We start from the raw sequence: 13,245 nt of genomic DNA, 5'->3' as shown, positions 1-13,245 counted from the left end.
ATAGATGGTCGATTTATTTAAATTATGGATTATTACTACGGAAGTATCTAATAATATGAAAAAATACATTTATGATGAATATCATGATTTTGATACCTTGAGAAAAATGGTGATTAATGATAATATGACACTATTGCCTAAAAAAATTGTAGAAAAGTTTCAAAAGTCATATATAAAAATTGAAGAGTTGGCTGTTGAAGAATGTAAATCCATTAAGGATATACATGTTTGTACTATTTATGATATAGATTATCCTATAAGTTTACTGCAGTATGAGGATGCACCTTTTGGTATATTTTACAAGGGTAATATTTCGATGGTTAATGAAAAAAAGAATATTTCTATTGTGGGTTCTAGAAAGTGTACTAGATATGGGATAGACGTAACTAATAGTATGGTGGAACAGTTAGGTCCTTATGAAATAAATATTGTAAGTGGTATGGCCAAAGGTATTGATTCTGTAGCTCATAGGGCCGCAATAAAGAACAACATTAATACAATTGCAGTTTTAGGTAGTGGCATTGATGTTATATATCCTAAAGAAAACTATAGACTTTACCATGAAGTTTTAGAAAACAGTGGTTGTATAATTAGTGAGTTCCCATTGGGAACACCACCTTTAAGTAGAAATTTTCCAATGAGAAATAGAATTATTAGTGGTATGTGTGAATTGTTAGTTGTCACTGAAGGCGGAGAAAAAAGTGGGACGCTAATTACTGTAGGAGCAGCTTTAGAGCAAGGGAAAAATATAATTGTTGTGCCAGGGAGTATATTCTCCAGTGAAAGTAAAGGGACTAATAAATTAATAAAAGATGGTGCCTATGTTTATACAGACATAGAAGATGTGTTGAATTTATTGAATATTTCTAGAGTTTCCATAGATAATAAAAATATAACTACTGTAAAAAGCAAATTAGAGGAAAGAATATATCAAGTTATAGATGATAATCCTATACACATTGATAAAATAATTAAATTAGTTGATGTTGACATTAATCGATTATATAAGTTATTATTTGAGTTGCAAGTAAAAGAGGAGATTTTATGTTTAAGTGGAAACTTTTATGTTAGAATTAATAAATAGTTAAAAATTTATGAAATATTTAATAAGGTTTGTATATTATGACTTGCAATGAGATAATAATATTTTAAAATATAGTAGGATGTAGAATTTTATATATAATAAAAAGATTATGAGAAATCTGCATGGTGCTTATAAATATGTAATAAAATAAAAAATTATAAGCTATAATGGAGGGGTTAGAATGGGGCAAAAATTAGTCATAGTTGAGTCGCCAGCAAAAGCGAAAACCATAAAGAAGTATTTAGGAAAAAATTATGTAGTAGAAGCATCTATGGGTCATGTAAGAGATTTACCTAAAAGTCAGTTAGGGGTAGATATAGAAAAAAATTATGAACCCAAATACATAACTATTAGAGGTAAAGGGGAACTTTTAGATAAGATTAAGAAGCAAGCTAAAAAAAGTGAAAAAATATATCTTGCTACTGACCCTGATAGAGAAGGGGAAGCTATATCTTGGCATTTAGCTAACATATTAAAAATAGACACTGAAGAGTCATGTAGAATAGAGTTCAATGAGGTCACAAAAAGTGCTGTAAAAAATGCCATAAAATCTCCAAGAAAGATAAATGAAAATGTATTTGATGCTCAACAGGCTAGAAGAGTATTAGATAGATTAGTAGGATATGAGATAAGTCCTATACTTTGGAGAAAAATAAAGTGGGGATTAAGTGCTGGAAGAGTACAATCTGTAGCTCTTAGAATAATATGCGATAGAGAAAAGGAAATTCAAGCTTTTGTACCAGAAGAATATTGGACTGTGGAAGCAAAAGTATCTAAATTAGCAGAAACAAAAACCTTTACAGTGAAATTGCATAGTAAAAAAGGGAAAAAAATTATTATAAATAAAGAAGAAGAAGCTAATAATATTATAAAAGTTGTACAGCAAGGTGAATTTGTGGTTAAAGATATAAAAGATACAGCTAAATCTAAAAATCCACTACCACCATTTACTACTAGTACTCTTCAACAAGATGCCTATAGAAAAATAAACTTTTCAACTAAAAAAACCATGGCAACAGCACAACAGTTGTATGAGGGTATAGAAATTAAAGGACATGGAACTATCGGTCTTATTACTTATATGAGAACAGACTCAGTAAGAGTATCAGAGGAGGCTCAGGGAGCTACTCTTGAATTTATAAAAAATATCTATGGAGATAAATATGCACCAAAGGTTAAAAGAGCTTACAAAGGTAAGAAGGGAGCACAAGATGCTCACGAAGCTATAAGACCCACTAATGTAGAGATTACTCCAGAAATTGCTAAGGAAACCTTAAGCAATGATCAATTAAAGCTCTACACTTTAATTTGGAATAGATTCGTAGCTAGCCAAATGGAGTCTGCAATAATTGATACTACATCAATTTCAATAAGCAATGGGGATTATTTATTTAAAGCTTCAGGATTTAAGGTGAGATTTGATGGGTTTACTAAAATCTATGCCACTGATAATGAAGATGAGGATGGAAATGCAAAATTACCAACTTTAAATACAGATGAAAAGTTAATAGAAAAATCTGTAGATGGAAAACAACATTTTACTCAACCTCCAGCAAGATTTTCAGAGGCATCCTTAGTTAAAACTTTAGAGGAAAATGGAATAGGTAGACCGAGTACTTATGCACCTACAATTACCACCTTATTAAGCAGGAAATATGTAGATAGAGAAAAGAAGGTATTATTTCCTACGGAATTAGGATTCATAGTTAATAATATAGTTAGTGAATATTTTAAACAAATAGTTGATGTAGAATTTACTGCTGAAATGGAAAGTAAACTAGACAGCATAGAAGAAGGAAATGCTAATTGGAAATCTGTAGTAGAAGAATTCTTCGTACCACTAAAGGAAGCTATAGAAATAGCCGAAAAAGAAATAGCTAAGATAACTATAGAAGATAAGGTATCTGACATACCATGTGATAAATGTGGAAGACTTATGGTGATAAAACAAGGAAGATTTGGTGAGTTTCTTGCATGTCCAGGATATCCAGAGTGTAAAAATACAAAGACCATGGCTAGAGAATTAGACGTAAAGTGTCCTAAGTGTGGAGGAAATGTTTTAGAAAAGAGAAGCAAAAAAGGTAAGATATTTTATGGATGTGGAAATTATCCACAATGCGATTTTGTAAGTTGGCATGAACCTACAGAAAAGAAGTGCCCTCAGTGTGGAAGTGTAATGGCTAAAAGGTATAGCAAAGCAAAAGGTGATTATTTAGAATGTATTAACTCAGAATGTAAACATAAGGAGTTAACAGATAATAAATAAAATGGGTTATATTAGTTAAAAATTACCTTGAAGTAAAATTTAATTTAAAAATAGGTTAAATATGTCGAAAATTAATAAAAAACATGTTGATAGAATAAATTCTATATGTTATGATGGTATATGGCAACGAAACAATTCTAAAATTTGTGAAAGAAAAGAATATTTTGAATTATTTAAAAGGTTGCAGTGATAAATAGCATTATGAAAAATGAAAAAAGAAGAAGGAGGAATAGTGATGTCATTATTAGAAAAAACAAGAAAATTAAACAAGATTTTACAAAAGTCAGGTTCAGAACCAGTAGTTTTTGATGATATATGTGAACTTCTAAGTGAAGTGTTAGATTGTAATGTATATGTTATTAGTAGAAAGGGGAAAGTTTTAGGATATAATCTTTCCTATGGATTTGAATGCGATAAAGTTAAAGAACAAGTAGTTGAAAATAAAAGATTTCCAGAGCAATATAATGCTAAACTGCTAAATATAGATGAGACAAAGGCAAATATGCCAAGCAGTGGTATTTGTGTATTTAATGGAGAAGTTCAATGTGACTTTAAAGATATGCTATCAACTATAGTTCCTATTAATGGGAATAGAGAAAGATTGGGAACTTTATTGTTATCAAGATTTTCTAACCAGTTTACTGAAGATGATTTAGTTATTGCAGAATATAGTGGTACTATTGTGGGAATGGAAATGTTAAGAGCTAAGACTGATGAAATAGAAGAAGAAGCAAGAAAAAAAGCTATAGTTCAATTAGCAATAGGAACATTATCTTATTCAGAGTTAGAAGCTGTAGAACATATATTTAACGAACTTGATGGTAGTGAGGGACTTTTAGTTGCATCTAAAATAGCAGATAAGGTTGGAATAACTAGATCTGTTATAGTAAATGCTCTTAGAAAGTTTGAAAGTGCTGGAGTTATAGAATCTAGGTCTTTAGGAATGAAGGGTACTCACATAAAGATTCTAAATGAGAAATTAATAGATGAATTAAATAAGCTTAAATAATTTAATACAATATGTAGAAAAATATTAAAAATAAAAATCCTGATAAAGGATTTTTATTTTTAATAAAGATGATTCTTTCAATACTCACATGTATTTTAAAAGTTTTCTAGGATACTATATGAATAGTTGTCTAGTTAAATAGTTAACTATTTGTTCTATCCATGCGGATTTCAGGGATTTATCTTTTAAAATTCTAGAATTAATATATATTAATTATGAAAAATTATAATTATTGTATTAACAGAATTTTAAATAATAAAAATTTAAAATTAACCTTGTTATTTAGAAAAAAATTTGTTGAACATTGATTTTCTATGTGATATAATACACAAGGTAAGAAAATACACACACTACTGAATTTATTAAAAGGTGCTTTAAGGAGTATTTAATAAAAATGATGGTAGTGGAGGAAAAAACCAGGAGGTATATTAAAATGGCAGTTATTTCAATGAAACAATTATTAGAAGCAGGTGTTCATTTTGGACATCAAACAAGAAGATGGAACCCTAAAATGGCTCCATACATCTTCACTGAGAGAAATGGTATCTATATCATTGACTTACAAAAAACAGTTAAGAAAATTGATGAAGCATATGATTTCATAAAATCAGTATCAGAAGAAGGAAAAGATATATTATTTGTTGGAACTAAAAAGCAAGCTCAAGAAGCTATCCAAGAAGAAGCTATCAGATCAAGCATGCATTTTGTAAACAACAGATGGTTAGGCGGAATGTTAACTAACTTCAGAACTATTAAAACAAGAATAGGTAGACTTGAAGCTTTAGATAAAATGGAAGAAGATGGAACATTTGATGTTCTTCCTAAAAAAGAAGTTATTCAACTTAAAAATGAAAGAGAAAAATTAGAAAAGAACCTTGGCGGAATTAGAAACATGGATGCTAAGAATATTGGAGCTTTATTTATAGTTGATCCAAGAAAAGAAAAAAATGCTATACTTGAAGCTAAGACATTAGGAATTCCTGTAATAGCAATAGTTGATACAAACTGTGATCCAGATGATGTTGACTATGTAATCCCAGGAAATGATGATGCTATAAGAGCAGTTAAATTAATAACTGAAAGATTAGCTGATGCTATAATTGAAGCAAGACAAGGTGAAGAAGTAGCTGAATAATATAGCAACTTTCTAAGTAAATTTCAAACAGCCTCATCTATGGTTGTAAAACATATGAAATTTTAAAGGTAGATGAGAGAGAAATCTTTCATTTACCTTTTTGTTAGGAAATTAAAGGAGGAATAAAGATGATAACAGCAGCAATGGTAAAAGAGTTAAGAGAAAGAACTGGATCAGGAATGATGGATTGTAAAAAAGCTCTTAGCGAAACAAATGGAGATATGGAAAAAGCAGTAGAAGTTTTAAGAGAAAAAGGATTAGCAGCAGCAACTAAAAAAGCTGGAAGAATAGCAGCTGAAGGTATAGTTACTACTTATATATCAGAAGATATGAAAATAGGTTCTGTAGTAGAAGTTAACTGTGAAACTGACTTCGTTGCAGCAAACGATGACTTTAAAGCATTAGCAGCAAATGTAGCTAAAATGGCAGCAACTACTAATGTAACTACTGTAGAAGGATTATTAGCAGAAAAATATGTTGGAGATGAAAGCATAACTCTTCAAGACGCTGTTACAGCTCTAATTGCAAAATTAGGTGAAAACATGTCTGTTAGAAGATTTGAAAAGTTTGTAGTTGACAATGGAATAATTCAAAGCTATATCCATGGAAATGGGAAAATAGGTGTTTTAGTTCAATTAGCTTGTGAAAAACAAGATGAAGTATTAAAAACAGTTGCTAAAGATGTAGCAATGCAAGTAGCAGCAGCTAACCCATTATTCTTAAACAAAGATCAAGTAGATAATGAATCTTTAGAAAAAGAAAAAGAAATTTACAGAGTTCAAGCTCTTAACGAAGGAAAACCAGAAAACATAGTTGAAAAAATGGTTATGGGAAGAATAAGCAAATACTACAAAGAAGTTTGCTTAGTAGATCAAGTATGGGTTAAAAATGGAGATTACACTATAAGCAAGTATCTTCAAGAAGAAGGAAAGAAACTTGGAGCAACTATGGAAGTTGTTAAATTTGCAAGATTTGAAAGAGGCGAAGGAATCGAAAAGAAAGAAGAAAACTTTGCTGAAGAAGTTCAAAGACAAATGCAAGGAAAATAATACAAGATAATATTAAAGAGAACCTAGGTTCTCTTTTTTTAAAATCTACATGTATTATAATAACTATATAACTAGAGAAAGTCATATTTATATTGAAGTATCTAATGTAATTTCTATGGTTAATTTTGGTTATTGGTTGGTAAAATACAAAAATATGGTGTAAATATATTGAGTTGGAGGTATAATATATATATGGAAACTGCGAAATATAAAAGAGTCATGCTTAAACTTTCAGGAGAGGCATTAGCGTCAGAGAAGGGGTATGGCATTGATTTTGATACAGCGAACACTATTGCTTTACAAATTAAGAAGTTAGTTGAAATGGGTGTTGAAGTAGGTGCAGTTGTTGGTGGCGGCAACATATGGAGAGGTAGAAGTGGTGAAGGCATGGATAGAACTACCGCGGACTATATGGGTATGCTTGCTACATGTATAAATGCTTTAGCATTACAAGACTCCTTGGAAGCTATAGGTGTTAATACAAGGGTTCAAACAGCTATTGAAATGAGAGAAATAGCAGAGCCTTACATTAGAAGAAGAGCAATGAGACATCTTGAAAAGGGAAGAGTTGTAATATTTGCAGCAGGAACAGGAAATCCATATTTCTCCACAGACACTACAGCAGCTTTAAGAGCAGCAGAAATAGAAGCTGAAGTTATTTTGCTTGCTAAAAAAGTTGATGGGGTATATGATAAAGATCCTCATAAACATGAGGGTGCAGTTAAGTTTAATAATTTATCTTATATTGAGGTATTAGAAAAAGGATTGCAGGTTATGGATTCTACTGCTACATCCCTATGTATGGATAACCAAATACCTATTCTAGTATTTGGTTTAGATGAGCCTCATAATATTATAAGAGCGGTAAAAGGTGAAAATATTGGTACTTTAGTATCATCTAATATATGTAAATAATTGATGGAGGTAATTTTATGGTAAAAGATATCATTAAAAATGCTGATGAGAAAATGAACAAAACTATTTTAAGCTTACAAAATGAGCTTGGAACATTAAAAGCTGGAAGAGCAAACCCTACAATGCTTGATAGAATATTAGTAGAAAGTTATGGAACAATGGTACCTCTTAACCAAGTAGGGAACATATCTGCTCCAGAGCCAAGAGTTCTTCTTATTCAACCATGGGACAAAAGTTGCATGAAAGATATAGAAAAAGCAATTTTAAAATCAGATCTAGGTATTAATCCTAGTAATGATGGTCAGGTTATTAGACTAATTGTTCCAGAATTAACTGAAGAGACTAGAAAAAATTTAGTTAAATCAGTTAAAAAATGTGGTGAAGATGCTAAGGTTGCTATCAGATCCATAAGACGTGATGCAAATGATAAGATTAAAAACTTAAAGAAAAATAGTGAAATCAGTGAAGATGAATCTAAAAAAGCTGAAGATCAGATTCAAAAAGAAACTGATAAGTTTATCAAATTAATTGATAAGGCTATAGAAGAAAAAGAAAAGTCAATAATGTCAGTATAATATGTAAGATAAAACCTGCAAATATTGCAGGTTTTATTATTATGTATTTGTGATATAATAGCATCATGATTACTTGAAATGGAGAGATATATTTTGGATATATTTAAGTTTAAAAAAGACGCAATTAAAGAAAAAATACAATTAGATATGGAGCGAATCCCTGCCCATATAGCTATAATTATGGATGGGAATGGTCGTTGGGCTAAACAAAGAAAACTTCCAAGAACTATGGGGCATAGAGCTGGTATGAAAAATATTAAAATGATGGTGGAGGAGTCTAGTAATCTGGGAGTTAACTATTTAACCTTATATGCTTTTTCAACAGAAAATTGGAAGAGAACAAAAGAAGAAGTGGGAGCTTTGATGGACTTAGTAGTAGAGTTTATAAATAAGGAATTTGAGGAGCTACATAGAAATAATGTGAAACTTAATTCTATAGGAGATATAAGTAAACTTCCTGAGAAATCAAAGGCTGCCGTAGAGGATGCAATGTATAAAACTAGAAATAATACAGGTTTAACTCTTAACATAGCCTTAAATTATGGAGGAAGAGATGAGATTGTAAAAGGGGTTAAAGAAATAGCTAAGGAAGTATTAGAAGGAAAGTTACAAATAGATAACATAGATGATAAAATCATATCAGACCATTTGTATACTAGTGGTATGCCAGATCCTGATATTATTATAAGGCCCAGTGGAGAATTAAGACTTAGTAATTATTTATTATGGCAAAGTGCTTATTCTGAATTTTGGTTTTCCAATATAAATTGGCCTGACTTTACAAAAGAAGATTTGAGAAGAGCAATTAGTGATTTTCAAAAGAGAGATAGAAGATTTGGTGGAGTATAGTAAGAGGTGAGGCAAATGAATAAAAGATATATAGGGGCAATGATATTAGCTCCTCTATTACTATTTATATTTTTAGGGGGGTATTTTTTAAAGATTTCTGTAGTTTTATTATCCCTTGGTGGAATGTATGAATTTTATAAGGTAAGCAAAGTGGATGGATATAAACCTATATCTATAGTAGGATATTTATTATGTTTACTTTATTATATCTATTTAGGACATGGATTTAATTTAAACGTTGCTGTGGGTGTATTTATCCTTGTAGTATTCCTTTTAATGATAGTTCCGGTATTTGATACTGATAGAAACTTCATTGATGTAGCATTGACCATATTACCTTGTTTTTATGTAGGCATATTTTTTAGTTTTATATTATTACTTAATAATATGGAAAATGGAAACTTCTTCATATGGCTTATATTTATATCCTCATGGGGATGTGATACTTTAGCTTATTATTTTGGTAGATATCTAGGAAAACACAAATTAAATCCAAGGGTTAGCCCTAAAAAAACCATAGAGGGAGCCATAGGCGGACTTATAGGAAGTATTTTAGGATGTACAATTTATGGATATATTATAACTAAATTTGGAGTAGTAGTCCCACTATATAACTATATGATAATTGGTCTATTAGGTGGAATTTTTGGACAGTGTGGAGACTTGGTGGCATCTTCAATAAAAAGACATGCGGGTGTTAAGGATTACTCAAATTTGATTCCTGGACATGGTGGTATATTAGATAGGTTCGATAGTATATTGCTAGTATCTGTGGTGGTATATTATTATATTAATATTTTTGTAGCGTAATTATAAGAAATTATTAAGGTATTATTAATTTAAGGGATTTCTCAAAAAATTTACAAGTCTTTAAGTACTGAGCAGGAAAAGGATAAGTGATCCTCGACATTTGCTTAAGATTAGTTTGTTTTGGGAAATCCCTTTTTAATTTTTGCTTCTTTAAAATTAATTTAGCTATTGGTATTAAAATTAATTTAATTATTAGTATTTTGTATTATTACATATTATAGGGTATAATGTTTTTAGATAAAATTAAAGGAGCGTTAACAGTGAAAAACATAAGCATACTTGGAGTTACTGGTTCCATTGGAACACAGGCGTTAGATATAATAAGAAATAAAGAAAATAAAGTAAACCTAATAGGGGTTACAGCTCATAGAAACTTTAAAGGATTAGTGGATATTATAGAAGAGTTTAGTCCAAAATATATAGGTATAACAGATGAGAAATGTTATGAAGCTATAAAGGAGTATTGTGAAAGAGAAAATAAACAAGTAAACCTATTTGGTGGAGAAGAAGCGCTAGAAAAAGTTGCTACTTTAAAAGAAATAGATACGGTTTTGACTTCTGTAGTAGGAATTGCAGGATTGAAACCAACTATTAAGGCTATTGAAGCTAAGAAAAATATAGCATTAGCTAATAAAGAAACCTTAGTAGTTGCTGGAGATATAGTTATGGCAAAGGCAAAGGAAAATGGTGTTAAAATTCTTCCAGTGGATTCAGAGCATGGAGCTATATTTCAATGTATTCAGGGTAATGAAAAAAAAGATATAAATAAGATAATACTTACTGCTTCAGGTGGGCCATTTAGAGGTAAAACTAGAGATGATTTGAAGGAAATTACCCCTAAAGAGGCTTTAAAACATCCTAAATGGAACATGGGAAGAAAGATTTCTATAGATTCATCAACCTTGGTAAACAAGGGATTAGAAGTTATAGAAGCACACTTTTTATTTGGAGTTGGATATGATGACATTGAAGTTATAGTTCATCCACAAAGTATTGTACATTCCATGGTAGAGTATAAAGATGGTTCAATTATTGCTCAATTAGGAAGCACAGATATGAGGTTACCTATCCAATATGCCTTAAGCTATCCTGATAGAAGGACAGCTATAGCAGATAAGTTAGATTTTAAAACCGTTTCAAGCTTAACCTTTGAACAGCCCGATATAAACACTTTTAGATGCTTAGAATTAGCATTTAAAGCAGGAAAACTTGGTGGTAATATGCCAGCAATTTATAATGGAGCTAATGAAATTGCAGTAGAATTATTCCTGGATGCAAGGATTAAGTATCTACAGATTGAAGAAATAATAGAAGCTGCCATGAATAAGTTTCCGCATGTGAAAAATCCAGATTTACAGCAAGTTTTAGACATAGATAAGCAGGTTAGGGAATATGTTTTAAAGAGATATGTATAAGTGAATAGAGTGGAAGGGGAGAAAAATATTGCAAAGTATTATAGGTAATATACCGTATTTTTTAATGGCTTTACTTGCATTTAGTGTATTAATTATAGGTCATGAGTTTGGACATTTTATAATGGCTAGAGTTAATGGTGTAAAGGTCCTCGAATTTTCCTTAGGTATGGGACCAAAGTTATTTTCTATTAAGGGGAAGGAGACAGAGTATCTTATTAAAGCACTTCCAATTGGTGGTTATGTAAAAATGTATGGAGAAGAAGATGATGTAACTGTAGTGGATGACAGGGCTTTTTCTAATAAGACTTCCTTTCAGAAGTTAACTATTGTAGCAGCAGGTCCTATAATGAATTTTATAATAGCTATACTATTCTTTAGTTTAGTAGGAGGTATTCAAGGACATTCTACTAACGTTGTAGATAAAGTAATAGAAAATTCACCAGCCATGGAAGTGGGAATAAAAGCTGGAGATAAGATTACAGAAGTCAATGGTAAGATGGTTACTACCTGGGAAGAATTTCTTACTGAGATTTTTACAGGAGAAGGAAAGCCCGTTAATATGGAAATAGAGAGAGAGGGACAAAAAATAAAATTTGATTTAGTACCATCCTATAATGAAGGAGAAGAAAGATTTCAAGTTGGGATATATTCTAAGGTTGTAAAGCCTAACTTTATTGAATCTATAAAATATGGACTTAATCAAACGGGAAGCACCATAAGACAGACCTTTGGTTTTTTTGGTCAACTGTTTAAAGGAAATGTTTCTGCTGATGATGTAGGAGGTCCTATAAGCATTATGAAAATTTCAGGAAGAGCTGCTCAGCAAGGAATTCTTACCTTATTAAATATTATGGCTTTATTCAGTGTTCAACTAGCAATATTTAATGTAATTCCCTTCCCTGCCTTAGACGGTGGATGGATATTTCTATTACTATTCCAGATCATAACTGGTAAGGAAGTAAATAAAGAAAAGGTTGCAACAATTAATTACTATGGATTTTTAGCATTGATGTCTCTTATGGTTTTGGTATTGCTAAAAGATATTATAAATCCTATTCAGTTTTAGGAGGAAATTATGAAGAGAAAAGAAACAAGAAAAGTTAAAGTTGGAGATATATACATTGGAGGAGATTCTAGAATTACAGTACAATCCATGACTAATACAGATACAAGAGATGTATCCTCCACAGTAGAGCAAATTTTAAGACTTGAAGAAAGTGGTTGTGATATAGTAAGATGTGCAGTTCCCGATATGGAGGCTGCAGAAGCTATAAAGGAAATCGCAAAACAAATTCACATTCCTTTAGTTGCAGATATACACTTTGATTATAGATTAGCATTAAAGTCTATAGAAAATGGAGTTTCTAAACTTAGAATTAATCCAGGAAATATTGGTGACATAAGTAGAGTTGAGATGGTGGCGAAAGCTGCAAAAGAAAGAAATATACCAATAAGGATTGGGGTTAACTCTGGATCTCTAGAAAAAGAAGTTTTAAATAAATACGGTAGAGTGTGTAGTGAGGCTTTAGCAGAAAGTGCTCTTAATCATGTGAAAATTCTAGAAGCAGTAAATTTTGAAGATATAATCATATCTATAAAATCTTCTGACGTAGTTCAAATGATAGAGGCCTATAATATAGTTTCTAGTAAGGTTAATTATCCGTTGCATATTGGAGTTACAGAGGCAGGTACCACATGGAGAGGTACTGTTAAATCTAGCGTAGGTGTAGGAGCACTTTTAGCACAGGGCATAGGAGATACATTAAGAATTTCCCTTACAGGAGATGTGGTTGAAGAAGTTAAGGTGGGAAGAGAAATATTAAAATCCCTTGGCATGTTAGAGGATGGAATAAAATTTGTATCTTGCCCAACCTGTGGAAGAACTCAAATAGATCTTATTAGTATAGCAGAAGAAGCCGAAAAAAGATTAAGTCACATAAATAAAAATATAAAAGTAGCTATTATGGGATGCGTAGTTAATGGGCCAGGAGAAGCTAGAGAAGCAGATGTAGGAATAGCTGGTGGTAATGGAGAAGGTCTTATCTTTAGAAAAGGTGAGATTGTAAGAAAAGTAAAAGAAGAAGATTTACTGGATGAATTGATTAAGGAGATTGAAAGTTTATAGATAGGAGGAATCT

The 13,245-nt window shown here is 31.0% G+C and carries 12 protein-coding genes; all 12 read left to right on the top strand.

Annotated elements, in window-relative coordinates; all coding sequences use genetic code 11:
• Positions 1–4 precede the first annotated feature (4 nt).
• Entirely contained in the window at positions 5–1,084 is a 1,080-nt protein-coding gene (gene dprA, locus B3086_RS10250) for a DNA-processing protein DprA (RefSeq protein WP_346880167.1), read from the top strand.
• A 181-nt stretch (positions 1,085–1,265) separates the two neighbouring features.
• A complete protein-coding gene (topA, locus tag B3086_RS10245) occupies positions 1,266–3,350 on the top strand; it encodes a type I DNA topoisomerase (RefSeq protein WP_346848361.1) in 2,085 nt (694 codons plus the stop codon).
• 232 nt (positions 3,351–3,582) lie between these two features.
• Complete coding sequence (gene codY / locus B3086_RS10240; protein WP_035132780.1) at positions 3,583–4,359, top strand: GTP-sensing pleiotropic transcriptional regulator CodY; 777 nt, start codon at positions 3,583–3,585, stop codon at positions 4,357–4,359.
• A gap of 433 nt (positions 4,360–4,792) precedes the next feature.
• Positions 4,793–5,494: a 30S ribosomal protein S2 gene (rpsB, locus tag B3086_RS10235; protein ID WP_035132782.1), complete on the top strand. Its 702-nt coding sequence runs from the start codon at positions 4,793–4,795 to the stop codon at positions 5,492–5,494.
• A gap of 128 nt (positions 5,495–5,622) precedes the next feature.
• The gene (tsf, locus tag B3086_RS10230) at positions 5,623–6,543 is read left to right on the top strand and encodes a translation elongation factor Ts (protein ID WP_035132784.1); all 921 of its coding nucleotides are present in this window, start codon (positions 5,623–5,625) and stop codon (positions 6,541–6,543) included.
• Between the two features lie 192 nt (positions 6,544–6,735).
• On the top strand, positions 6,736–7,458 hold the full coding sequence (gene pyrH / locus B3086_RS10225) for a UMP kinase (protein WP_035132786.1): 723 nt from the start codon (positions 6,736–6,738) through the stop codon (positions 7,456–7,458).
• A gap of 17 nt (positions 7,459–7,475) precedes the next feature.
• Positions 7,476–8,033: a ribosome recycling factor gene (frr, locus tag B3086_RS10220; protein ID WP_035132788.1), complete on the top strand. Its 558-nt coding sequence runs from the start codon at positions 7,476–7,478 to the stop codon at positions 8,031–8,033.
• 90 nt (positions 8,034–8,123) lie between these two features.
• Positions 8,124–8,882 (top strand): isoprenyl transferase, encoded by a 759-nt coding sequence (locus tag B3086_RS10215; RefSeq protein WP_414632285.1) that lies wholly within the window; start codon positions 8,124–8,126, stop codon positions 8,880–8,882.
• Between the two features lie 15 nt (positions 8,883–8,897).
• Entirely contained in the window at positions 8,898–9,692 is a 795-nt protein-coding gene (locus B3086_RS10210) for a phosphatidate cytidylyltransferase (RefSeq protein WP_346848363.1), read from the top strand.
• 260 nt (positions 9,693–9,952) lie between these two features.
• Positions 9,953–11,107, top strand: a complete 1,155-nt coding sequence (locus B3086_RS10205; RefSeq protein ID WP_346848364.1) for a 1-deoxy-D-xylulose-5-phosphate reductoisomerase — start codon at positions 9,953–9,955, stop codon at positions 11,105–11,107.
• Between the two features lie 64 nt (positions 11,108–11,171).
• Positions 11,172–12,173 carry an RIP metalloprotease RseP gene (gene rseP / locus B3086_RS10200; protein WP_346848508.1) on the top strand — a complete coding sequence of 334 codons (1,002 nt, stop codon included), beginning with the start codon at positions 11,172–11,174 and terminating at the stop codon, positions 12,171–12,173.
• Positions 12,174–12,182: 9 nt separating this feature from the next.
• Positions 12,183–13,232 (top strand): flavodoxin-dependent (E)-4-hydroxy-3-methylbut-2-enyl-diphosphate synthase, encoded by a 1,050-nt coding sequence (gene ispG / locus B3086_RS10195; RefSeq protein ID WP_346848365.1) that lies wholly within the window; start codon positions 12,183–12,185, stop codon positions 13,230–13,232.
• The last annotated feature ends 13 nt before the right edge of the window (positions 13,233–13,245 follow it).

This window comes from Clostridium sp. UBA871, assembly GCF_002295255.1.
In the GTDB taxonomy this organism is placed as follows: Bacteria; Bacillota; Clostridia; order Clostridiales; family Clostridiaceae; genus Clostridium_J; species Clostridium_J sulfidigenes.
The sequence above is the reverse complement of the archived record's forward strand: the minus strand, read 5'-3'. Positions and strand labels throughout refer to the sequence as shown.